Annotated in this window: 22 protein-coding genes; 9 read left to right on the forward strand and 13 right to left on the reverse strand. The window is 52.7% G+C overall.

Features of this window, described 5'->3' with window-relative positions:
• Nucleotides 1-118: 118 nt before the first annotated feature.
• From ABVN44_RS05725 to ABVN44_RS05745, 5 genes are all read left to right on the forward strand, one after another.
• Nucleotides 119-460 carry a UxaA family hydrolase gene (locus tag ABVN44_RS05725; RefSeq protein ID WP_001574029.1) on the forward strand — a complete coding sequence of 114 codons (342 nt, stop codon included), beginning with the start codon at nt 119-121 and terminating at the stop codon, nt 458-460.
• A 16-nt stretch (nt 461-476) separates the two neighbouring features.
• Nucleotides 477-1649: a UxaA family hydrolase gene (locus tag ABVN44_RS05730; RefSeq protein ID WP_001670689.1), complete on the forward strand. Its 1173-nt coding sequence runs from the start codon at nt 477-479 to the stop codon at nt 1647-1649.
• Nucleotides 1650-1698: 49 nt separating this feature from the next.
• The gene (locus ABVN44_RS05735; RefSeq protein ID WP_023231447.1) at nt 1699-2652 is read left to right on the forward strand and encodes a 2-keto-3-deoxygluconate permease; all 954 of its coding nucleotides are present in this window, start codon (nt 1699-1701) and stop codon (nt 2650-2652) included.
• A 67-nt stretch (nt 2653-2719) separates the two neighbouring features.
• On the forward strand, nt 2720-4648 hold the full coding sequence (locus tag ABVN44_RS05740) for a sigma-54-dependent Fis family transcriptional regulator (RefSeq protein WP_017441664.1): 1929 nt from the start codon (nt 2720-2722) through the stop codon (nt 4646-4648).
• A 92-nt stretch (nt 4649-4740) separates the two neighbouring features.
• A complete protein-coding gene (locus tag ABVN44_RS05745; RefSeq protein ID WP_001044885.1) occupies nt 4741-5214 on the forward strand; it encodes a zinc ribbon-containing protein in 474 nt (157 codons plus the stop codon).
• A 38-nt stretch (nt 5215-5252) separates the two neighbouring features.
• Here ABVN44_RS05745 and ABVN44_RS05750 read toward each other — a convergent pair whose 3' ends face one another.
• Nucleotides 5253-6248 (reverse strand): tetratricopeptide repeat protein, encoded by a 996-nt coding sequence (locus ABVN44_RS05750; RefSeq protein WP_001016627.1) that lies wholly within the window; start codon nt 6246-6248, stop codon nt 5253-5255.
• Nucleotides 6249-6372: 124 nt separating this feature from the next.
• Here ABVN44_RS05750 and ABVN44_RS05755 point away from each other — a divergent pair, with 124 nt between their 5' ends.
• The 4 genes from ABVN44_RS05755 to ABVN44_RS05770 are packed head-to-tail and all read left to right on the forward strand — an operon-like array spanning nt 6373 to nt 10686.
• The gene (locus tag ABVN44_RS05755; protein WP_023137867.1) at nt 6373-7080 is read left to right on the forward strand and encodes a DUF1266 domain-containing protein; all 708 of its coding nucleotides are present in this window, start codon (nt 6373-6375) and stop codon (nt 7078-7080) included.
• Nucleotides 7077-8510, forward strand: a complete 1434-nt coding sequence (locus ABVN44_RS05760) for a J domain-containing protein (RefSeq protein WP_023231446.1) — start codon at nt 7077-7079, stop codon at nt 8508-8510. The genes ABVN44_RS05755 and ABVN44_RS05760 overlap by 4 nt, the downstream gene beginning before the upstream one ends.
• Nucleotides 8511-8521: 11 nt before the next feature.
• The gene (locus ABVN44_RS05765) at nt 8522-9226 is read left to right on the forward strand and encodes a DUF1266 domain-containing protein (protein ID WP_023206848.1); all 705 of its coding nucleotides are present in this window, start codon (nt 8522-8524) and stop codon (nt 9224-9226) included.
• Nucleotides 9223-10686 carry a J domain-containing protein gene (locus ABVN44_RS05770; RefSeq protein ID WP_023231445.1) on the forward strand — a complete coding sequence of 488 codons (1464 nt, stop codon included), beginning with the start codon at nt 9223-9225 and terminating at the stop codon, nt 10684-10686. The genes ABVN44_RS05765 and ABVN44_RS05770 overlap by 4 nt, the downstream gene beginning before the upstream one ends.
• Nucleotides 10687-10707: 21 nt before the next feature.
• Here the strand turns inward: ABVN44_RS05770 and ABVN44_RS05775 are convergent, their stop codons facing one another.
• The 12 genes from ABVN44_RS05775 to miaB form a co-directional block, all read right to left on the reverse strand.
• A complete protein-coding gene (locus ABVN44_RS05775) occupies nt 10708-12387 on the reverse strand; it encodes a molecular chaperone HscC (protein ID WP_023231444.1) in 1680 nt (559 codons plus the stop codon).
• Between the two features lie 75 nt (nt 12388-12462).
• Nucleotides 12463-13701, reverse strand: coding sequence for a hypothetical protein (locus ABVN44_RS05780; protein WP_023231443.1), 1239 nt, complete (start codon nt 13699-13701; stop codon nt 12463-12465).
• A 31-nt stretch (nt 13702-13732) separates the two neighbouring features.
• On the reverse strand, nt 13733-14668 hold the full coding sequence (rihA, locus tag ABVN44_RS05785; protein ID WP_001207422.1) for a pyrimidine-specific ribonucleoside hydrolase RihA: 936 nt from the start codon (nt 14666-14668) through the stop codon (nt 13733-13735).
• A 116-nt stretch (nt 14669-14784) separates the two neighbouring features.
• Nucleotides 14785-15510, reverse strand: a complete 726-nt coding sequence (gene gltL, locus ABVN44_RS05790; RefSeq protein ID WP_000631369.1) for a glutamate/aspartate ABC transporter ATP-binding protein GltL — start codon at nt 15508-15510, stop codon at nt 14785-14787.
• Nucleotides 15510-16184 carry a glutamate/aspartate ABC transporter permease GltK gene (gene gltK / locus ABVN44_RS05795; RefSeq protein WP_000272794.1) on the reverse strand — a complete coding sequence of 225 codons (675 nt, stop codon included), beginning with the start codon at nt 16182-16184 and terminating at the stop codon, nt 15510-15512. Before gltK ends, gltL begins: the two co-directional genes overlap by 1 nt.
• Nucleotides 16184-16924: a glutamate/aspartate ABC transporter permease GltJ gene (gene gltJ, locus ABVN44_RS05800; protein WP_000020930.1), complete on the reverse strand. Its 741-nt coding sequence runs from the start codon at nt 16922-16924 to the stop codon at nt 16184-16186. Before gltJ ends, gltK begins: the two co-directional genes overlap by 1 nt.
• A gap of 159 nt (nt 16925-17083) precedes the next feature.
• Nucleotides 17084-17992 carry an amino acid ABC transporter substrate-binding protein gene (locus tag ABVN44_RS05805; RefSeq protein ID WP_001518176.1) on the reverse strand — a complete coding sequence of 303 codons (909 nt, stop codon included), beginning with the start codon at nt 17990-17992 and terminating at the stop codon, nt 17084-17086.
• A 355-nt stretch (nt 17993-18347) separates the two neighbouring features.
• Nucleotides 18348-19886, reverse strand: coding sequence for an apolipoprotein N-acyltransferase (gene lnt / locus ABVN44_RS05810; RefSeq protein ID WP_001623116.1), 1539 nt, complete (start codon nt 19884-19886; stop codon nt 18348-18350).
• 19 nt (nt 19887-19905) lie between these two features.
• Entirely contained in the window at nt 19906-20784 is an 879-nt protein-coding gene (gene corC / locus ABVN44_RS05815; protein WP_001278615.1) for a CNNM family magnesium/cobalt transport protein CorC, read from the reverse strand.
• Nucleotides 20785-20941: 157 nt separating this feature from the next.
• A complete protein-coding gene (ybeY, locus tag ABVN44_RS05820) occupies nt 20942-21415 on the reverse strand; it encodes an rRNA maturation RNase YbeY (RefSeq protein ID WP_000084479.1) in 474 nt (157 codons plus the stop codon).
• Complete coding sequence (locus ABVN44_RS05825) at nt 21412-22458, reverse strand: PhoH family protein (RefSeq protein WP_001018045.1); 1047 nt, start codon at nt 22456-22458, stop codon at nt 21412-21414. The genes ybeY and ABVN44_RS05825 overlap by 4 nt, the downstream gene beginning before the upstream one ends.
• A gap of 204 nt (nt 22459-22662) precedes the next feature.
• Nucleotides 22663-24087, reverse strand: coding sequence for a tRNA (N6-isopentenyl adenosine(37)-C2)-methylthiotransferase MiaB (gene miaB, locus ABVN44_RS05830; protein ID WP_023231442.1), 1425 nt, complete (start codon nt 24085-24087; stop codon nt 22663-22665).
• Nucleotides 24088-24115: the final 28 nt, after the last annotated feature.

Below are 24115 nucleotides of genomic sequence, written 5' to 3' on the forward strand. Positions count from 1 at the left end.
CCAGGCGTTCATGAGGAGGTGACGCAAAATGCGACACGACTGAGGCAAATTACCGCAGTTCCTGTCACCGCCAGATCGGTCTGTGAAAATAAAGTCATATAAAACAATAAGTTAAAAAATGGCACGCCTTTTGATTAGGGAAGACAGGACTAAAGCAAAGGAGTTAATCGTGAAAAAAAATGCAGTGGTGATTCACCCTCAGGATTGCGTCGCGACGGCTATTACGGCGCTCAAGGCCGGCGAAACCGCCACAATGTTCATTGGCGAACGCGAGATAAGCGTTGTGTTACATCAGGATGTGCCATTTGGCCACAAATTCGCCATCTGCGATGTGCCTTTTCATGGCGAAGTTTATAAATATGGCGAATCCATTGGCCGCGCCACTCAGGAAATAAAAAGTGGCGACTATGTGCACGTCCACAATGTGGAAAGCGAACGCGGACGTGGTGACTGGAAATAATATAAAACAAGGGAAAATGATTATGAGCAATGAGACTTTTTTGGGTTTCCGCCGCCCTGACGGCCGTTTTGGCATCCGTAATTATGTACTGATTTTACCTACCAGCGTTTGTGCGAATAAAGTTGCCCAGGATATTGCCCGGCAGGTAAAAGGCGCGACATGGGTGAATAACGATTTTGGCTGCTGCCAGGTGGCAGGCGATGCGCGTCTGACGGAAAAGACATTGATTAATGTGGCGAATAATCCCAACGTCGGCGCTATTGTGGTTGTGGGCTTAGGCTGTGAAGGCGCGGAGCCGCTGCGCATCGCAGAAGAGATTACCGCATTTGGCAAACCGACCTCCTGCATCACCATTCAGGAAGAGGGCGGCACGCTTAAATGTCAGGCCAGGGGGATTTCGCTGGCCCGCGACTATGCGCAACAACTCTCCATGCAAAAACCGCAGCAAGCACCGGTTAGCGAGCTGCTGCTGGCGATGGAGTGCGGTGGGTCAGATACGACATCGGGGCTGGCGTCTAACCCTTCCTGCGGGGTCGCCTCGGATAAGCTGATACGCTGCGGCGGAAGCTCAATTCTTTCTGAAACGACGGAATTTATTGGCGCCGAGCATGTGATGGCGAAACGCGCGGTGACGCCGGAGGTTGGTCAACAGCTCATTGATTTAGTGGTCGGCTGCGAGGCGCGAGCAAAAGCGCTGGGCGAGGATATTCGCGGGGGACAGCCGACGCCGGGCAATATTAAAGGCGGGTTGACTACCATTGAAGAAAAATCGTTAGGCTGTATGCATAAAGCGGGTCATGCGCCGTTACAGGGCGTACTGGAATATGCCGATAGTCCAACGCATCCGGGCCTGTGGATTATGGATACCCCAGGGCAGGATATTGAATCTATTTCCGGCATGGTGGCGGGTGGAGCGCAGATCGTTATTTTTACTACCGGTCGCGGAACGCCTGCCGGTAACCCAATAGCGCCGGTAATAAAAATTACGGGTAATAAAGCAACGTGGGAAATGATGCAGGACAATATTGATATTGATGTGTCCGCCATTATGTCTGGCGAGGCTTCTATTACGCAAATGGGCGAGGAAATTTATCAGGAAATTTTACGCGTCGCGAATGGGAAAACGACTAAATCAGAAGATTTAGGTCATAACGAATTCTCTATTTATAAGATCGCGCCGACGTTCTGATACCAAATCGGGCAGCACAAGCTGTCCGGTTATCTCCTGGGAATAAGCTATGAAAATTAAAAAAACACTGGAACGTTTTCCTGGTGGTATGATGGTTGTACCGCTAATCATCGGCGCATTGTTTAAAACTTTTGCGCCGGAGGCGCTGGAAATAGGCGGTTTTGTCACCTCTATTTCGCATGGCGCAATGGCGATTTTAGGCATGTTTTTAGTCTGTATGGGCGCGGATATCCAGTTTAAAGCCGCGCCGAAAGCGCTGAAAAAAGGCGCTGCGATCACCTTTGCGAAATTTGCCAGCGGCGTGATTATTGGCATTCTGGTCGGAAAATTTTGCGGCCCGGATGGGTTATTAGGTCTGTCGGCTTTAGCGATTATTTCGGCGATGACCAACTCGAACAGTGGGTTATATGCCGCGTTGGTGGGGGAGTACGGCGATGAAACCGACGGCGGCGCGATTGCGGTAATATCGTTGAACGATGGTCCCTTTTTCACCATGCTGGCGTTAGGGTCGGCAGGCATGGTGTCGATACCCTTTATGAATCTGGTGGCGGTTATTATTCCCATTATCATTGGCATGATTTTGGGCAATCTGGATGAGGACATGCGCAAGTTTCTTAAACAGGGCAGCGTGGTAACGATTCCCTTTTTTGCCTTTGGGTTAGGATACGGTATTGATTTCGCAAGACTTATCACGGCAGGTTCTTCAGGCATTTTACTGGGGCTCATGACGGTGGCGATTGGCGGATTTTTTAATATTTTCGCCGATCGTCTGACGGGAGGCAGCGGCGTGGCAGGCGCGGCGGTATCCACCACCTCTGGCAACGCCGTCGCGACGCCAGCGGCAATCGCGCTGCTCGATCCGCATTTTACTGACCTGGCGTCGACGGCGGCGGCGCAGGTGGCGGCCTCGACGATTATTACCGCTCTGTGCGCCCCCTTCCTGACCATATGGATAAAAAAACGCTACGATCGTAAACTGAACCCAGCCGCCGCAGGCGGTTAGCGTTTCGGCGGAAAATAAATCACGACGGGCGGTCTCGCCCGTTTATAAACCAACAGGATGGTGAGTGATGAATAAGACGAAAGATATAGCCGCATCTCCTCTCTGTTTTGTCTCTCCTTATCCGCAACTGGCAAAGGCTGCCGAGGCGCTGGTCGCGCAGTTGGATTACGCCGTCACTATTCATCAAACGACGCTTAATCGTATCCTGGATGAGCTACCTTTATTAGAGTCCCGTGGGCACCAGGTACTGATTAGTCGTGGCGGCTGTGCGGAAATATTAAAAAAGCACAGTAAATTACCGGTAGTCGAAATTAAAATGTCCGGCTACGACATTCTTGATGCGCTTATCCCTTTTAAAGGACAAAAAGGCACTGTCGGTATTGTCGGCTTTTCCAGTGTGATCAAAGGATGCGCGCGCGTAGCGGAACAGTTAAATATTAACTATAAAATTTTTACCTTACAGGGAAATGATAAAGAAACGATTTCTTGCCTGAAGCGGCAATTAGCGTCCACGCCATTAGATTGCATTGTTGGCGATACCGTTTGTCAGGATTATTTTTCACCGCTGGGCTCGCAATTCCGTTTACTTGATTCCAGCCCCGCCTCAATAACCGAAGCTCTGGAAGAAGCCCGCTCATTATATCTGGCTTTTCGCAGCCAATTACTCGAGCGTCATCATCTGCAGCTGATTCTCGATCAGTTTGATAAAGCTGTTATCACGCTTGATGATACCGGCGCGTTACTGCATTACAATAAATATGCGAGCCAACTTTTTAAAATTAACGCCTCCGGTGAAATTTATGACGCGTCTTTTCTGAAACAGGTATTGCTCCAGGAGCGGCATACATTACGCGAGGGAAAAACCGTCAGCGCGAAAGTCGTCGATACGCCGCAAGGCGCGATGGTGGTTAATCTGTATCCGGTATTTGCGGCCAGACAGTTAAGCCGGGTGGTGTTGACGATGCAAACCGTCTCCAGTTTACAGGGGGCGGAACATCATGTTCGCCGCCAGGAACTGTCTCGCCGCGGCTTGAGTGCCCGCTATCATTTCGACGATCTGCTTACCGAAAACCCGGAAATGCTGCGTCGTCTGGCGATCATTAAAAATTATGCCGGTACGGACGCGACTATCTTAATTAATGGCGAAAGCGGGACGGGAAAAGAGGTGCTGGCGCAAAGTATTCATAATGCCAGCCAACGCGTCAACGGCCCGTTTGTCGCCATTAACTGCGGCGCGATGGCCCCTCAGATTCTGGAGAGCGAACTCTTTGGCTATGTCGCCGGCGCATTTACCGGCGCGTCGCCGAAAGGCAAAATAGGCCTGTTTGAATTAGCGCACCACGGTACCATTTTTCTGGATGAGATTAGCGAACTGGATAAACCGCTACAGACGCGCTTATTACGGGTATTGCAGGAGCGGCAGATTATGCGGCTGGGCTCAGACCAGATGATACCTGTTGATATTCGCGTGATTGCGGCGACCAATCAGACGTTAACGAAGCTCATTGCGGACGGGACATTTCGCGAAGATCTTTATTATCGGCTTAACGTATTAAAAGTGACCACCATCCCGCTACGCAAACGTCCGGAGGATATCAAAGCCATCGGCCTGTCGCTGCTTACTAGTTTCAGCCAGCATTATAAACGCCCGGCACTAACGTTAACCCCGGCGCTGTGGCAAGAGCTTCAGCGCTTCGCCTGGCCCGGAAACGTCAGGCAGTTAAGCAATATTATCGAACGGCTGGTGCTCTCTATTGATCACTCCCCGGCAACGCTGGATGAGGGTCGCCTCTTGCTGGACGATCTGGAAGAGGGGAGCCGACGCGAGCCAACTACCTGCCACGACTGCCAGATGCTGGCTGGCGATTATAAAACGATTCGCCTGCGTATTTTGAGAAAATTATTAGAGGCGGAAAGGGATAATAAATCGTTAGTGGCGAAACGGTTAAATGTCGATCGTACCTCGCTGACGCGCTGGATACGTGAGTCGGCCTGACAAGAATTTACAGACTCTGTGGGCAGCCTTGCAAAGCGTAACGCAAATAACGTCTATTATTATAGGCAGTTAACGATCCAAGAGGTGAAGTGATGAACAAGGTTGCTCAATATTACCGTGAACTGGTGGCCTCATTAAGTGAGCGTTTACGCAATGGCGAGCGCGACATTGATGCGCTGGTGGAGCAGGCGCGCCAGCGCGTGATGCAAACAGGGGAGTTAACGCGAACCGAGGTGGACGAACTGACGCGCGCTGTCAGACGCGATCTGGAAGAGTTCGCCATGAGCTACGAAGAGAGCCAGGAAGATAGCGTCTTCTTGCGGGTGATTAAAGAGAGTCTCTGGCAGGAACTGGCGGATATTACCGACAAAACCCAGCTGGAATGGCGTGAAGTCTTCCAGGATTTGAATCACCACGGCGTGTATCACAGTGGCGAAGTGGTGGGGTTGGGGAATCTGGTGTGCGAGAAATGCCACTATCATCTGGCGGTTTACACGCCGGATGTGCTGCCGCTCTGCCCGAAGTGTGGGCACGATCAGTTCCAGCGCAGGCCGTTTGAGCCGTAAGGTTCATTATCGTGAGCGGACGGTTGCCGTCCGCCATGTTAAGCGTGCAGTTGGGCTTCCAGTTTGCGGATCTCTTCGTCGACGTTCCATTTGCCCGTGGGCTGTGCTTTTTTGAACCAGTAAAGCGCTTGTTGTAGGTCTTGTGCGGTACCGTATCCATCTCTGTACATGCATCCGAGGTTGTACCAGCCCGATGAATTGTTACATTCTGCTGATTTGTGGAACCATTCCAGTGCTAGCGAATAATTTTGCTCGACGCCATGACCGCATTTGTACATCCAGCCGATACTGTTATAGGCATCATCGTCACCCTGGTCTGCCGCTTTTCGAAACCAGTATATTGCCTGCTGGTAATCTTGTTTGATACCTTTTCCGATGTAATAACAATAGCCCATCTGATATTGCGAGTAGCTGCTCTCTTGTAGCGCGCTCTTCTTGTACCAAAGGGCGGCAAGGGATAAATTTTTCCGACATCCTTTCCCATTGCCATACATATACGCCAGTCTTTCCTGGCTGGCGCAATGGCCTTGTAATGCTGCCTGTTTAAACCAGTAGAGTGCCTGTGTATCATTTTGCTCTACGCCAGTTCCTGAATGATACATTCTCCCGAGATTATATTGCGCAAGGTTGTGGCTCTGTTCTGCTCCTTTGCGATACCAGGCAACGGCCTGGGCATAATCTGGAGCCATCCCGGTTTCTCCTTCCTGAACCCAGCCTAATGTGTTGAAAGCGTGGCGGTGTCCTTGCTGTGCGGCTTTTTCTGACCAGAATAAAGCCAGTGTATTATCTTTCATGTCGGTAGGCGTGTCTTTGTATCTTAAGCCGAGCCAATATTGCGCCTCGCAATGCCCTTGTTCAGCCGCCTGCTGTAGCCAATAAAAAGAGAGCTTATCCTCTTCGCTGCCATCTATACGTTCGTCATTATATAAACGGCCTAATATATATTGAGCTTCACTATTTCCTGACTGCGCCAGTTCGGTTAATTGTGCTAAAGATACGTTGTCGCAGGGATGACTGGTTATGGAATGATTCATTTTTTAATTTATCCCGCCATTGTTTTTTAGATTAATAATATATTGCGATTTGGCTTTGTTGTACTCTATTTTAGTTTTCAATTGCGTTTTTATTTGTGGTGTGAATATATTTTGGCGATTTATTATGGATAAAGAATCACAATATTTACTCTTTGCACTTTCCTCGCCGATGGAAGTATTGAACGAGGACTGTTTACCTTCACATTCGTCACCGAAAATGTATTTAGGGATAAAACGTTTCGATCTTGAATCGTCGTGGGGTATTGAAAATCGCGATGAACTGCTTCAGACCATTTCCCGCATGACGGATGACGGTCATGCCACGCAACTGGAATGGCTATATCGCCGCTGGTTTAGGTATGCGCCGCAGGAGTGGCAGGAGTATACCGACGCGCTGGACGAGGGAGATCGCATTTATGCCCGATTCGTCGCCGATACCGCCGTGTGTTGCGGCGAAGGCGGTATTCGCAGCTGGGATTATGTGCGGATGGGATTTCTCTGCCGCATGGGCGTGCTCAATGAATGGCTGACGGAAGAGGAGAGCCTGTGGCTGCAGTCGCGGATACAGCTTCGTGCGCTCAGCTATTATTCCGGCTGGTTGCAATATTTCAGCGCCTATTACACCGGGCGTTTGTACTGGCAGTTACGGAATGGCGATAACCTACCGCTGCTACGCGAGACATTCGCCCGTAAGGAGTTTGACGACGCGGGGCGACGTATGATGAATAAGCTGATCGCCGGGAAAGACAGTTTTTACGCAACGCTGCCGTGGCGCTACCTGCCCCATTACCCTGAATGCCCGGACACGCTTCAGGAGGTGAGCGATCTATGAAAACCTGTTGGCAAGTCCTTGGTATTGAGGCCACCACGGATACCGACGCCATTCGTCAGGCTTATCTGGCGCTGCTTCCGTCATTTCATCCGGAAACCGATCCGCAGGGTTTTAAGCAATTGCGAGAGGCCTATGAGAATGCATTGCAGGGGACAACATCGCCCGCCATTACGGTGGTTGAAGAGGATCCCGATACCCCGTGGGTGAATTATCTCAGGGAGATATTCGGTGATTTGCTGGCGGATGGCGAACGGCGCTTTCAGCCGCAGGCATGGCAGGAGTTTATCCAACAGATCAATAAATTATCGATTTCACAGGTCGAAAAATCGCGCTGGTGGCTGTGCGCTATCGCGATGAAGACCTTTCCTATTTCGTACTCGTGTTTGAAACTGCTGTCAGATCGCCTGGCTTGGGAACAGGGGAGTGATAATCGAGATGTCGATGCCGAGGAGGTGGAGGATCTTTTGTTTGAAATCCGCCGTGGCGACCTGTTTGATTATTCGCTATTGCTGCATTTGCCAGTGGCGGTACAAAACCAGACCATTGCTTTTTATGATGCCCTGGACAACACCTTTTTCGAGCATCCTCTCTATTTCGCCCAACTTATGGCCCAGCACGGCGCCTGGATTATCCCGGACAATCTACGCTTTCAACGACGTCTGTTACGCTGGTTCAGCACCTTGCACTGGGGTATTGCGGAGCTGCTGCCTGTCGCCCTGGCATGGCAGGAAGCCGAACCCGATAACGCAACGCCGGGTTATTACTACTTAGCCCAGCGCGTATTTTGCGGTGAAGGCGATAGCCTGCTGCCGGAACTTTACGCGCAGTGGTGGGCGCATCCTTCCACCCAGCTTGACGATCTGTTGCTGCGCTGGTGCCGCCAGCATCGGCCTGACTTTTTCCCGCTGCTGGTGATGGAGGTTGAGGGGCGTGAGCAGGTCGATATCGATGGCGAACCGCTGCTGTATATTCCCGGCTCCAGCGCCCGTTCCTGCTTGCTGTGGGCCGAGGCGCTGCACAGCGGCGCATTATCGCCGCTAAGCGAAAGTTTTATTGCGCGGCGTTTGAATTATGGCGCGCCAGCGATGAGTGAGGCGCATAGCCAGCATCCATACTGGCTGTTGTATCAGGTGGCGGATAGCCTGGCGTGCGCCGAGGAGCCGTCAGCGACATTATTACAGAGGCTGGTAACGAAGCTTGATGCGCCGGATATCTGCCCGTTGGAAGCGCTGGTTATTCGCGGGTTGCTGGGGCGGGCTGCGGCTGTCGCCACACCGTGTGAAGCTGTAGTCGCAGATGAAGAACCGGTGACGACGGTGACTTCGCCGAGTACGGAGGAATCTGGCGGCGGCTTTGGCCTCTGGCAGGTGATTAAAATCATTTTATTTATTGGCGTTGTCGGCCATGTATTACGCCAGTTTATGCATTAGGGATATCGAATATGGACAAGGAAGAACAATATTTACTTTTTGCGCTCTCCACGCCGATGGAGGTGCTAAACAGTCGTGCCATTGGCGCGAAACCTTCGCACTTCTCCCCGGCAATGTATACCGGGAAAACACACTTTGATCTCTCCGATTCATGGGGGATTGATAACCGTGAAGATCTTATTCAAACCATCTATCGGATGACGGACGATGGTCATGCGGCAGATTTGGCTCCCTTTTATATCCGCTGGTTTACGCTATCTCCTCGCCAATGGCGCGAATTTACCGCGCAGTTTGGCGAGCAGGGCCAGATTTATGCGCGATTTGTTGCCGAAACCGCACTATGCTGCGGTCGCGGCGGCATTAAAGCCTGGGACTATGTGCGTATGGGGTTTTTATGCCGGATGGGGGTGTTGAATCAATGGCTGACGGAAGAGGAAAGCCTGTGGCTGCAATCGCGTATCTATGCGCGGGCGCACTATTTTTACGACGGTTGGACGCAATATTTTGCCGCCTATTCGTTGGGGCGGCTGTACTGGCAGGCCGAAGGGGACGCCATGCAGGCATATTTCGCCCACCTAAAGTACGACGCTTCAGGCGCACGGATGTTTAATGAACTGACCTCTACGACAGAGAGTTATTATGCGCAGCTACCGTGGCGTCCGCTCAACGAACAACCGACATGCCCGGAAACGCTTAAAGGAGTGAGCGATTTATGAATATCTGTTGGGAAATCCTGGGCATTGAACCCACCACCGATCTGGAATGTATCCGTCAGGCTTATCTTGCCCTGTTGCCCTCATTCCACCCTGAGAGCGATCCGCAGGGTTTTAAGCGATTGCGCCAGGCCTATGAAGAAGCGCAGCACTGGGCCGCCTCGCCTGCGGAGGATGTAAAAACGGAAGAGGTGAGCGACGAACATGAAATACTGGTGGCGTTCAGGGAATTGCTGGCATCAGAGCGCGATCGCTTTCAGCCCTCGGCATGGCAGAAATTTATTCAGCAATTGAACCAGTGTTCGATGGATGAGATAGATAAGCTGCGCTGGCAATTGTGCGATATCGCCATGGAAATGGAAACGATCTCGCTGTCTTGCCTGGCATTGTTGGCGCAGCGTCTGAACTGGCAGCCGCAGGAAGCAGACGATGATGCTGAGGGAGAAGAGCTGGAAGCATTTCTGGAGATCGTAAAGCGGGGCGATGCGTTTGATCTGCTAAGTCTGGCCAAATTGCCTCTTGTTGTTCAAGACCAAACTGACGCCTACTTTTTTAAGCTTGAGCATATCTGGCGCTTTTATCCCGAACATTTTGCCGACGCTCTACAGGTTCAGGGAGCCTGGATAATTCCTGATGATAAACAGCTGCATCGTAAACTATTACACTGGTTTAGCGCCGAGCAGTGGGGCATGGCCGAACTGGTCGATATTGCTCGTCGCTGGCAGGCCGCGGAGCCGGATAACGAAGATGCGCACTATTACCTTTGCAAACAGCGTTTGCTCTGCGGTGAAGGGGAAAGCCTGTTGGCCGACCTTTGCGATTTCTGGCAGCGTTATCCCTCCACGCAGGCGGACGACCTGTTGCTGGGCTGGTGCCGCCAGCATCGGCCTGATTTCTTCCCGCTGGCGGTGATGGCGGTCGAAGCGCGCTGTATGGCGGATGCCGAATATGTCCCCGGTGAAAGCGCGCGCACGCGTTTACTGTGGGCCGACATTTTGCACAGCGGTAGGTTATCACCGCTGGGGCGTTCATTTGTTGACTCCCTGTTTTATAAGCGAAAAGCGATGGCGTGGGCAAATTCACGGCTGAGTACCCAGGGGGAACCCGAAACGCCGCTGTTGGATCTGTACCGGACGGCGGAGCAGGTGGTGCTGGAAGCGTTTCCCAAAGAAAAGCCCTTTTTTCGCCTGCTGATCCGGCTGGAGGAGGGGCAAGCCTGTCCGCTGGAGGCGCTGATAACCCAGGCATTGTCATCAAAAATCGCCATGAAGCCAGGCGATATTCGCGACAAAAAGGAGCTGGCGGAAGAGCTCAGACTGGCGGCTGAGAAAAAATTGTCTTCTGAAGCGAAAACCGAAGCACCCCGTCAGGCGGAATCTGGCGGGGTGATGAAAATCATGAAAATTGTCGGTTTGATCGCGTTGATTGTCTGCGCGTTAAATCGATTCTTCCATTTTTTCTGAACAGGGGCAGTGAAAGCGCCGTTACGGCGCTTTCGGCTCGTCAATACCCAGATATTCGCAGGCACGACGGCGCACGTCATCGACGCGCTGCATATCATTAGACAGCAGCGCCGCGTCGAAATCGGTAATAATCTCCCCCAGCATTTCGCGCTCATCGCCTAACGCGCGTGACCACTGCTCCTCTAACTGCGCTTTAAACGTCCGGTTAATCAGCATATCGCGGGGATAAATTTTCAGCGCCTGCAGGCGCTCGCGGCTGGCGTCGATTTGCTGCGTTGTCAGTGAGGTGGCATTATGACTGATGATTCTGGATTCACTCTTGCCGTCTTCCAGCAGCACGTCAACTTCCAGCAGACCATTAATATCGTAGCTAAAACGAATATCAATGGCCTGAATGTGCCCGTTCGGCTTCAGCATGACGTCAAAAGAATCGATCAGGATATTATTTTTCACCTTGTGGCTTTCGCCCTGGTATACCCTGACGCAAATAGAGTCCTGCTCAGGGTGCATGGTGGAGTACGTTTCCACTTTTGACACCGGAACGGTGGTATTGCGTTCAATGATTGGCGAGAAGATACCAGGCACGCCCTGTCGGTTGACTTCCACGCCCAGCGAGTAGGGGCAGATATCCATGAGGATCACCTCTTCAACGTCTTCATGGCGCAGGCGACAGGCGGCCTGAGTTGCGGCGCCAAGCGCCACGATGGTGCTGGGATCGTAACTTTGATAGGGCAATTTACCGAATAAGCGCACCGCGATGCGTTGCACCAGCGGCATCTGTGACGCGCCGCCGACTAGCACCAGGCTGTCAATTTGCTCCGGTTTGAGTCGGGAATCGCGCAGCGCCTGCTCAATGGGCGTGCGCAGCCGATTGAGCAACGGTAGCCACAGGGCTTCCAGCTCATCGTCATAAAACGTGCTTTCCAGCGCGCGCTCCTGATAAAGCCAGCTCATGCGCAGCGGGGAGCCGCTGGCGCATTTTGCGGCTTCAACACAGGCATACAGCGCAGCCAGATCGCTATCCGTCAGCGCTGATTTATCGAGATTCCAGCGTTTTAGCACTTCATCAAGTAACAAATGCGTGAAATCTTCGCCGCCGAGGTAGTTATCGCCAGCGGAGGCGTGAACTTCGATAATCGGCGTAGCGTATTCCAGAACGGTCACATCAAAGGTTCCGCCCCCCAGATCGAAAACCAGCGAACGGCTATTTTGCTGCGTATGCAGACCATAAGCCATTGCCGCCGCCGTGGGTTCATTGATCAAGCGCACGGCGTTTAACCCCGCAAGCTCAGCGGCAAGGCGTGTATGCTTACGCTGCTCATCGCTGAAATAAGCCGGAACCGAGATCACGACGTCCTTGATTGGCTGCTGAAGGTAGTCTTCCGCATCTTCTTTCAGCGAGCGTAAAACCAGCGAAGATAATTCCGGCGCATTAAACGACTCTTCACCCAAATGCCAGTGAGTATTACTGCCCATTGCGCGTTTAAATAAGGCAGCGGTTTTATCTGGATGAGATGTTTTACGAGCTGCGGCAGGTTTTCCCACCAGAATTTGTTTATTTTCATCCATACTAATTATGGATGGTGTTAAATATTCACCAAATTTATTAGGTATTAATTGTGCGGCCCCGTCTTGCCAGACGGCGATTAAACTATTAGTGGTGCCGAGATCGATACCAATCGCTAACGTTGCATTATCCATTGCGTTTAATTTATCGGGAAAGAGAGTTTATAGAATAAAGAACACCACCCTCTGGCGTGGTGATCTTTATCAATGTCACGCCTGGCGAAAGTATTCATCCATAATGTTCGTCAACTCCGGGCGCTCGCCGTCATCATTGATGGCGAAATCGAGGAAAAAAGCATCGGCCTGTGGCGTGCGTTTCTGGGCCAGTAAACGAAACGCCAGCGGGTAGTGGCAGGCATAACCGGGTGCGCGAGTCAGAAAACGGACAAAATCAATCAACAAGGGAGAATGGGTATAAAACAGCGCGCGTAACAGTACGGCGGGAAATCCCTCTTCGGTGATCCCTTGCGCCATGATTTTGTTGAGGCCGGCCTCGCTCAGATCGCCTGCGGCAATAATATCTGCGCAGGCCGCAAGATCGGGATAATGCGTTGCGCAGTTAGCCAATGCGTTCGGCCAGTTGACGCGGGTATAACGTCCGTCATGGCGAGTAAAGTAATCCTCCCAAAGGGATGGCGGTAGTTTTTCGTACTGTATTTTCAGGGGGATGCGGCGCTGAAACTGGGCTGCTTCCAGGCGCGCGCCGTCATAAAATCGCAGGTATTGCTGCCGCGTCTCGTAGCATGTCATCGCCACCGGCTGGCTGATGACCCAGGTCTTCACGGGCCGGCCTTCCAGCGCCGCGGCGGTAGCTTTATGGTGACCATCAAGCAGGACGCAAAGCCAGCTGTCATTCATATGCCAGGCCAGCGCGTGGCTCTCTGGCTTATCGCGGTAATACCCGGCGCGTTGTGGGTTAAATCGCGATGGGGGCTGGCCTGGCAGTAAAAAACAGGGTTCGCCGGACTGGTAGTGATAGTCCACGTCAGCAATCCACTGCCCTGTGGTCGCGGGATTCGGTTGTTTTTCGTTACCCACCGCCCAGAAAAAATGTCCGTTGCCATCTGTGGGATAAAGTTCGCGTTCTTCCAGCCGGTAATAGCCATCGGCAAAGAGTGAAAACAGCGGCGTCAGGGCGGTAAATGCTTCGTTCAACCCGACTCCTGGCTGATTCCACTCGGCAAGTGAGGATAAAAACTGCGCGGCGCCTTCATCATCATTGCTAAAACCGGCATAAACAAATTCTGCGCAGGTTGGGCACCAGGCTTCAGTGTAAAAACGAATCAGCGGCGAGCCATGCCAGGAAAGCGTATGAATACCGGCGTAAGAGTCGGGATCGTGGATAATGCAGGGACGAAGCAATGCTTTTCCGTTACGTACTGAAAACGTAATATGGGCTACGTCGTGCTGTAGCAGGCTGATTTCAGGTCTATTGTTACGCCAAAACATCGCTGTTCATCCCTGGATTCTACTTTGCGCTTTATGCGTAGTATTGCAGCCGTTCCGCCAGCAAATCGACAAATCCCTGGCGGTCTACATCGACCATCACCGTCGCATTCGGCTTATTCCCCGTCAGGAAATAATAATCCACCACCGTCATCCCCTGGGTGTATTTCCCCTGGGTTTCCACGCCGACCCAACGCTCAACGGTGGTGAAAATCTCGGGCTTGAGCAGCCAGGCGATGGTGCACGGGTCGTGCAGCGGTGCGCCGACAAATCCCCATTTTTCGTCTTTGTGGTACTCCATAAAGAAGTCCAGCAGTTCGGCGACGATGGTGGAAATCGGGTTACCGATGGCGCGAAAGCGTTCGATATCGGCGGCGTGAATCTGTGCCTTATGAGTGACGTCCAGCCCGGCCATCACCACCGGAATGCCTGACTGGAAGACAATTTCTGCCGCTTCCGGGTCGACGTAAATATTAAATTCCGCAGCGGGCGTCCAGTTACCCAGCGCCATCGCGCCGCCCATGATCACAATGCGGGCGATTTTCGTATGCAGTTCCGGATGGCTATTCAGCAGCAGCGCCACGTTGGTCTGTGGGCCAGTGGAGACGATGGTGACCGGTTGTGCGCTCTCGCGCAGCGTTTTTGCCATCAGCTCAACGGCAGTGCCGCTTTGCGGGGCGAATGACGGCTCGGGCAGCGCCGGGCCGTCGAGGCCGCTTTCGCCGTGAACGTTATCGGCGATAATCAGTTCGCGCATGAGAGGTTTCACCGCGCCGCCCGCCACCGGAATATCCGGGCGTTTGAGCAGTGTCAGCATCCGCAGCACGTTGCGCAGGGTCTTCTCTGGCGTCTGGTTACCGGCGGAAGAGGTGATCGCTTTCACTTCCAGTTCAGGGGAGGCGAGGGCGAGAACGAGGGCGATCGCGTCATCATGACCCGGATCGCAATCAATAATAATGGGCAGTGCCATTGTGGCTCCTTGTAAGCGGTACTTTGTGACAAGGTTAACGCCCGGCTGGATACGTTTCGAGAAGCGAAGCGGTAAAGCGTGAGATAGCGCGCACTCTGACGTGCGCGCCGGGAAGATTAGTGCAGGATTTTCGCAAGGAAGTCTTTTGCGCGATCGGAACTGGGGTTAGCGAAGAACTCCTCTTTTGGCGAATCTTCGACGATTTTACCTTCATCCATAAAGATCACCCGGTTAGCCACTTTACGGGCAAAGCCCATTTCGTGCGTCACCACCATCATGGTCATCCCTTCGTTCGCCAGTTCGACCATCACGTCCAGCACCTCGTTGATCATTTCCGGATCGAGCGCGGAAGTCGGTTCATCGAATAACATGGCAATGGGGTCCATGCACAGCGCACGGGCGATGGCGACACGCTGCTGCTGACCGCCGGAAAGCTGCGCCGGGAACTTGTTGGCATGCGCAGACAGGCCAACGCGCTCCAGCAGCTTCAGGCCTTTATCGCGGGCGGCGGCCTTATCGCGTTTCAGCACTTTCACCTGCGCCAGCGTCAGGTTTTCGATGATCGACAGGTGGGGAAACAGTTCGAAGTGCTGGAATACCATGCCTACGCGGGAACGCAGTTTCGCCAGATCGGTTTTTTTGTCGTTCACAATAATGCCGTTAACGGTAATTTCGCCTTTTTGCACCGGTTCCAGACCGTTGACGGTCTTAATCAGCGTGGATTTACCGGAACCCGATGGTCCGCAGACTACCACCACTTCACCTTTTTTCACTTCTGTTGAACAATCGGTCAGCACCTGAAAGTGACCATACCATTTTGAAACATTTTTCAGGGTAATCATTAAACTGTCCTTTTCTTCAAATAGCTGACCAGCAACGACGCGCTCAGGCTGATAACAAAATAAACGGCGCCGGCGAACAGAATCATTTCGACCTGAGTACCGTCACGCTCGCCGATAGTCGACGCGGTGCGGAAGAAGTCCGCCAGGCTGAGTACATAAACTAAAGAGGTGTCCTGAAATAGCACGATGCCCTGCGTAAGCAACAGCGGCACCATCGCCCGAAACGCCTGCGGCAGAATAATGAGCTTCATCGACTGCCAGTGGGTCATCCCCAACGCCAGCGCGGCGCTGGACTGCCCGCGGGAAATACTTTGAATACCGGCGCGAATAATCTCGGAATAGTAGGCCGCTTCAAACATAGAGAATGCCACCATCGCGGAGATCAGGCGGATATCGGTTTTCGGCGATAGTCCCAGCACGTTTTGCAGAAAGCCGGGTACAATCAGATAGAACCACAGCAAGACCATCACCAACGGGATGGAACGGAAAACGTTAACATACGCTTTAGCAAACCAGGCGATAGGGGCGAAGCTTGAGAGGCGCATGACGGCCAGAATGGTTCCCCAGACTATCCCCACGATAACGGCGGTGACGGTGATCTTCAGCGTGATGACCAACCCGGCCAGCAGGTAAGGCAGTGAGGGGATAATCGAACTCCAGTCAAATTCGTACATTATTTGCTCCCCACGTTGCCCGGCAGGCGGACTTTGCGTTCAACCAGGCTCATGACCAGCATGATAACGGCGTTAATCAGCACATAGGCCAGCGTAATGGCGGTGAAGGATTCCCAGGCGTGCGCCGAGTAATCCAACAGTTTGCCTGCCTGCGCCGCCATATCCACCAGGCCGATGGTTGAGGCAATAGCCGAGTTTTTCACCAGGTTCATCATCTCTGACGTCATTGGCGGTACGATAACGCGATAGGCATTCGGCAGCAGGACATAGCGATAAGCCTGCGGCAGCGTTAGCCCCATCGCCAGCGCCGCGTTCTTCTGCCCGCGAGGCAGAGACTGAATCGCGGCGCGCACCTGTTCGCAAACGCGGGCGGCGGTAAACAGTCCCAGACAGATCATTGAGGAGAGGAAAAACTGAATATTGGGATCGAGTTCCGCCTTAAACCACATGCCAAGATCTTCCGGCAACAGTTCAGGCACCACCAGGTACCAGGTGAAGAATTGCACGATCAGCGGCACATTACGGAACAGTTCTACGTACAACGTGCCCAGTCCGGAGAGGAAACGGTTGGGAACGGTACGTAAAATGCCGAAAATAGATCCTACCAGGAAAGCGATAATCCAGGCGGTAATCGAAAGGGCGACGGTGACCTGAAAACCACTCCATAGCCAGCCGAGATAGGTGGTATTGCCGAAGGGGGCTTCCTGTAAAAAAATACCCCAGTTCCAGTCTATTGACATACATCTACTCCGAAAAAAAAGGGTAGCAGCGCTACCCTCGAAGATTGTTGCCCGGCGATTTGCGGCTTCAGGCCCGATGGGGAACGACCATCAGGCTTATAGTCTGTCCGTGCTGAGCGACAATCGAGAGGACAGGAGTCCCGTCCCATTTAGTTTTAGTTAGTTAAGCGCTTTATCATTCGGTGCTTTGAACAGGGCTTTCATCTCGTCAGACAACTCGAAATTCATGTTCAGGTTTTTCGGTGGGATCGGATTTTTAAACCACTTATCAAACCACTTTTCCGCTTCGCCGGAGGTTTGCGCCTGGGCGATGGTATCGTCCATCAGCTTTTTAAACTCAGGGTCGTTTTTACGCAGCATACAGCCGTAGGCTTCCTGGGACTGCGGTTTACCGACAATCTCCCAGTTATCCGGTTTCTTGGCTTTGGCGCGCTCGCCGGCCAGCAGCGCGTCATCCATCATAAAGGCGACGGCGCGACCGCTTTCCAGGGTGCGGAACGAGTCACCGTGGTCTTTCGCGCTAATAATACGCATCCCCATCTTTTGCTCTTCGTTAAGCTTATGCAGCAGAATTTCAGAGGTCGTCCCGGAGGTGACGACGACCGCTTTGCCTTTCAGATCCGGGAAATCTTTAATATCGCCGCCTTTTTTAGTCAGCAGTCGCGTCCCGACGACGAAAATCGTATCGGAGAAGGCGGCCTGTTTCTGGCGCTCAAGGTTGTTAGTCGTTGAACCACATTCAAAATCGAAGGTTCCGTTTTGCAACAGCGGAATACGGTTTTGCGAGGTGATCGGGATCAGCTTCACCTGCAGATCGGGCTTGTTAAGTTTCTTTTTTACCGCTTCCACAATGGCGTTGGAGTAGTCCTGGGAATAGCCGACCACTTTCTGCTGGTTGTCGTAATAAGAAAAGGGCACAGAAGATTCGCGATGCCCGACGACGATCACGCCATTTTTAGCGATCTTGTCCAGGGTGCTACCAGCGGCAGGCGCGCCATCTTCTGCGTGCGCAAGGCCCGCAGACAGTCCCATGACCAGCATTGCTGTGGTTAGCTTACGTAATTGCATATCCAACTCCTTTATCATCTGCGCCGTCGACGCATTGATAGCTATTGTGATGTTGTTATTGCCTGCAACTTGCGCGTGCAGTGTTATGTGTGTTTGTTAACATTTAGTGTGGCTTGTTGTAAATATTTTGCTGCGATATTGTTTATTTTTGCGAAGTGCGCCGCACCGTTCAGAGGCAAAAATCCTACATTGCACCGTTCAGGTGCTACCGATGATCGATTTTGGTGCGACCAGGTTGCACAAGCAGCCAGAACAGGTTTGCCATGTTTAACAAAGCAATAGACGTGCCAGAATGAGGGAAAAAAGGAGGATTTTCAGGCCGGATAAATGAAGTGCTATCCGGCCTGGGGAGAGATTATTTCCGTCGTTGTCGCAGACTCATCACTACCGCGCCAAAAGCAAACAGCGCGGTCAGTACCCATAGCGGCCAGTTGCCGGTACGGGCATAGGGAGTTAACCCCGTGGTTGGCGTGACATTGGTGGTCAGTACCTGGCGTGTGAACTGCGGGATCATCGCCTGAATCTCGCCCTGAGGGCCAATCACCGCCGTAATACCGTTATTAGTACTGCGCAGCAACGGACGCGCCAGCTCCAGCGAACGCATCCGCGCCATCTGGAAATGTTGCCACGGGCCTATGGACTTACCAAACCAGGCGTCGTTAGAAATCGTCAGCAGATAGTCGGTGTCCGGGCGGAAGTTATCCCGCACCTGTTCGCCAAGAATAATTTCATAGCAGATTGCCGCCGTCAGCTTATAGTCGTGCGCATGTAACTGCGGCTGGATATAAGGGCCGCGGCTAAAGGAGGACATGGGCAGATCGAAGAACGGCGCCAGCGGACGCAGGATAGACTCCAGCGGAACGAACTCGCCAAAGGGCACAAGGTGATTTTTATTGTAGCGATTGGGCGAGTCATAACTGTATGGATTATCCTTGCCCAACGTAATAATCGTATTGTAGGTGTCGTATCGATTCTGTTTATTGAGACGCGCATCGACAATACCGGTGATCAGCGTGCTATTTTTTTCGCGTAACATCTCGTCCAGCGAACGAAGGAAAGGCTGCTGATTGATTTCGAGATCCGGAATCGCCGACTCAGGCCAGATAATAATCTGTGATTTGCCTAACTCTGGGCGAGTTTCGTTGAGATAAATTTTTAGCGTATTCAGTAGCTGGTTTTCGTCCCACTTCAGCGACTGCGGAATATCGCCCTGCACCAGCGATACCTGGGTCGCTTTGGTAGGTTCCAGCGTAAACCACTGGATATAACGTAGCGGAAAGGGCAAAGCAAACAGAATCACGGCGACAGCCAGCGGACGCCAGTTCCGCGTCGCCAGTGCCAGCGCTAACAGGCCGCTGACCATCATCAGCAGGAAGTTGATCGCTTCGACGCCCATTACCGGCGCCAGGCCTTTTAGCGGGCCGTCGACCTGACTATAGCCAAATTGCAGCCAGGGGAAGCCGGTCAGCACCCAGCCGCGTAAAAATTCGGTGATTTGCCATATTGCAGGCGCGGCAATAGCGACGCGCAGCCAGTTGGTTTTTGGCCACAGGCGCGACAAAATCCCGGCAAACAGTCCGGTATACAGCGAGAGATAAGCTGCAAGCAGCACCACCAGAAAAACGTTAACCGGGCCCGGCATGCCGCCAAACTGCGCGATACTGACATAAACCCAGTTAATCCCGCTACCGAAAAGTCCGAGTCCCCAGCAATAGCCGATGGCGGCAGACTGGAGCGGGCGGCGATTAAACGTTAAGGCCTGCAGCCCGATAAGCGACACTATCGCTGCGGGCCAGACGTCATACGGAGAGAAAGCCAGTGTTCCGCAGGCGCCGAATAATAACGCCAGCAGCAGGCGAATACGCTGGCGTTCAATTAACGAGGCAAATGCCATTTTTAGTCCACTATTGCTGTTATTCGTCCAGTTTTGGCTGGGGCGAGTCATCCGGGATCCTGACATGCACCTGAATAATGCGACGACTATCGGCCATCGCCACTTTGAACTGGTAACCATCAATGTCAATGGTTTCGCCGCGGGCCGGTAAATGGCCGAACGCCTGCATCACCAGTCCGCCGATGGTATCGACTTCTTCATCGCTGAAGTGGGTGCCGAAAGCGTCATTGAAGTCTTCAATCGACGCCAGCGCGCGAATCGTCCAGGTATGGCGGCTAAGCTGACGGAAGTCGATATCGTCTTCTTCGTCATACTCATCTTCAATTTCACCGACAATCAGTTCGAGGATGTCTTCGATAGTCACAAGGCCGGAAACGCCGCCAAACTCATCGATCACGATCGCCATATGGTAACGCTGGGAGCGGAACTCCTTGAGCATACGGTCAACCCGTTTGCTTTCCGGTACGACAACCGCGGTGCGTAACACTTTGTCCATGCTGAAGGCTTCGGCATCGCTGCGCATAAACGGCAGCAAATCTTTGGCCATCAGAATCCCTTCAATGTGATCTTTATCTTCGCTGATCACCGGAAAACGCGAGTGGGCGGACTCGATGATAACATCGAGACATTCGTCCAGCGTCTGGTTGCGTTTCAGGGTAATCATCTGGGAGCGCGGGATCATAATATCGCGTACGCGCTGGTCGGCGATGTCCATTACGCCTTCGAGCATATCGCGCGTATCTTCATCGATAAGCTCGTTCTGCCCGGAATCACGGATCAGCGCCAGCAACTCATCGCGGTTTTTAGGTTCACCGTGGAAAAGCTGGCTGAGTAGCAGGGAAAAAAATCCCTTTTTACTGTTTACTGTGTCACTACTGTGTGAATTGTCGTCGCTCATGGCGTCGTATGGGTTCTCATGTTAGTTAATACAAAGCTCGTCATGCGTATACTCAGCTGTGACGGCATGTTTTGCCTGATGGCGCTACGCTTATCAGGCCTACAAAAGGCATGAATGTAGGCCGGATAAGGCGCAAGCGTCGCCATCCGGCAAGCTACTATTCTGCAATCTTCTCGGCAATGTACGGATCCTCATAGCCCATAGCAAGCATAATCTCCGTTTCGAGAGACTCCATCTCTTCCGCTTCGTCATCGTCGATATGATCGTAACCCAGCAAATGCAGGCTACCGTGCACGACCATGTGCGCCCAGTGCGCCTCCAGCGGCTTGCTCTGTTCCTGCGCTTCCTGCTCCACGACCTGACGGCAAATAATCAGATCGCCCAGTAGCGGCATTTCAATGCCGGGGGGCGCTTCAAACGGGAAGGAGAGAACATTAGTGGGTTTATCTTTCCCGCGGTACGTCAAATTAAGGTTGTGGCTTTCGGCCTCATCCACCAGACGGATTGTGACTTCCGCCTCTTCCTGAAACTGCGGAATAACGCCGTCCAGCCAGCGTTGAAACTGAGCTTCATCCGGCAGGCCCGCGTGGTTTTCACAGGCCAACTGTAAATCGAGGATCACCTGGCTCATTTCTGTTCCTGCTCCTGGGCTTCACGCTTACGCTCCGCCGCCAACGCCGCTTTGCGTTTTTGTTCGGCCTCTTCCCAGGCTTCATAGGCGTTCACAATGCGGGCAACGACCGGATGGCGCACCACGTCTTCGCTGTGGAAGAAGTTGAAACTGATTTCATCGACTTCCGCCAGCACTTCAATGGCATGACGCAAGCCGGATTTGGTGTTGCGTGGCAGGTCAATCTGCGTCACGTCGCCGGTGATCACCGCTTTCGAGTTAAAGCCGATACGCGTCAGGAACATCTTCATCTGTTCGATAGTGGTGTTCTGGCTTTCATCCAGAATGATAAAGGCGTCGTTTAATGTGCGTCCGCGCATATAGGCCAGCGGCGCGACTTCAATCACATTGCGCTCAATTAGCTTCTCGACTTTTTCAAAACCGAGCATTTCGAACAGCGCGTCATACAGCGGACGCAGGTACGGGTCCACCTTCTGACTTAAATCGCCTGGCAGAAAGCCGAGTTTTTCGCCCGCTTCCACCGCCGGACGGGTCAGTAGAATACGGCGAATCTCCTGGCGCTCCAGGGCGTCTACCGCAGCGGCGACCGCAAGATAAGTTTTACCGGTACCCGCCGGGCCGACGCCAAAGGTAATATCATGATCGAGAATATTGGCGATGTACTGCGCCTGGTTCGGGGTACGCGGTTTAATCACGCCGCGCTTGGTTTTGATATTAATAGCTTTGCCATAGTCAGGCACGCTTTCCGCGCTCTGTTCCAGCACCCGCGCTTCTTTGATCGCCAGATGAATTTGTTCCGGTTCGATATCCTGAGTCTGGCCGCGCATCGGTGCGGTATCGACATACAGACTTCGCAAAATATCTGTCGCCGCGGTCACGCAAATCGGACGACCGGTCAGTTTAAAGTGATTGTCACGGCGGTTGATTTCAATACCGAGACGACGTTCGAGCTGTTTAATATTGTCATCAAACGGCCCGCAAAGGCTCAACAGACGGGCGTTGTCTGCGGGCTCAAGGGTAATTTCGCGAGTGTCTATATTCAAACTGTTCCTCTTGTGTCTGTATCGCCGGACGCTGAACATTTACCGGCATCTAAGGAAATTATTCACGCCATAGGGAAAAGGCGCAAGCATTGCAATGAAGATGGGGATGAAGAGAGAAAATTGCAAGGCCCGTCGGGCGACAGGCCATGACCAGGAAGCCCGACAGGCGTAGCACCATCGGGCATTATTGCCTTTCCTGCAGGATTAAGGCTGGTAGAATCCTACGCCCAGCTCATTTTCTTTACGGATACGGGCAATGACGGACTCCGGCGTTTCGGCGACGCGCAGCCCCATTTCATCTTCGGTACGCACCACTTTTCCGCGCAGGGAGTTCGGATAGACGTCAGTAATTTCCACATCGACAAACTTACCAATCATCTCCGGCGTGCCTTCAAAGTTCACCACCCGATTGTTTTCGGTACGGCCAGACAGTTCCATAATGTTTTTACGTGACGTGCCTTCCACCAGAATGCGCTGTGTCGTGCCGAGCATACGGCGGCTCCATGCCATCGCCTGCTGATTGATACGCTCTTGCAGAATATACAGACGCTGCTTTTTCTCTTCTTCCGGTACGTCATCAACCATATCGGCAGCCGGCGTTCCCGGACGCGCAGAGAAGATAAAGCTGTAGCTCATATCAAAGTTGACGTCAGCGATAAGCTTCATGGTTTTTTCGAAATCATCGGTAGTTTCGCCTGGGAAACCGACGATAAAGTCAGAGCTTATCTGAATGTCCGGCCGCGCCGCGCGCAGTTTACGGATGATTGCTTTATATTCCAGCGCAGTGTGGGTGCGCCCCATCAGATTCAACACGCGATCGGAACCGCTCTGTACCGGCAGATGCAGGAAACTGACCAGCTCCGGCGTATCGCGGTACACCTCGATAATATCGTCGGTGAACTCAATCGGATGGCTGGTGGTAAAGCGAATACGGTCAATGCCGTCGATGGCGGCAACCAGACGCAGCAGATCGGCAAAGGTGCCAGTGGTGCCGTCGTAGTTTTCTCCGCGCCAGGCGTTAACGTTCTGGCCCAACAGGTTGACCTCACGCACGCCCTGCGCCGCTAACTGGGCGATTTCGAACAGGATATCGTCTGAGGGACGGCTGACTTCTTCACCGCGGGTATACGGTACCACGCAGTAAGTACAATATTTATTGCAGCCTTCCATGATAGAAACGAAAGCGGTCGGGCCTTCTGCGCGCGGTTCCGGCAAACGGTCGAACTTCTCGATTTCCGGGAAGCTGATATCGACCACCGGGCTACGGTCGCCACGCACGGAGTTAATCATCTCCGGCAGGCGGTGTAAGGTTTGCGGGCCAAAAATAATGTCGACGTAATGGGCGCGTTGACGAATGTGCTCGCCTTCCTGGGAAGCCACGCAGCCGCCGACGCCGATAATCAGATCGGGATTTTTCTCTTTTAACAGTCTCCAGCGACCTAATTGATGGAAGACTTTTTCCTGAGCCTTCTCGCGGATTGAGCAGGTATTCAACAGCAGCACATCCGCCTCTTCCGCCACGTCGGTCAGTTGATAGCCGTGGGTGGCGTCCAGCAGATCGGCCATCTTCGATGAATCGTACTCGTTCATCTGACAGCCCCAGGTTTTAATATGGAGTTTTTTAGTCATCGACTTGCTCTTGCGAAATAGTGGCTGA

Origin of the sequence: Salmonella sp. SJTUF15570, from assembly GCF_043357055.1 — a bacterium.
Classification (GTDB): Bacteria; Pseudomonadota; Gammaproteobacteria; order Enterobacterales; family Enterobacteriaceae; genus Salmonella; species Salmonella enterica.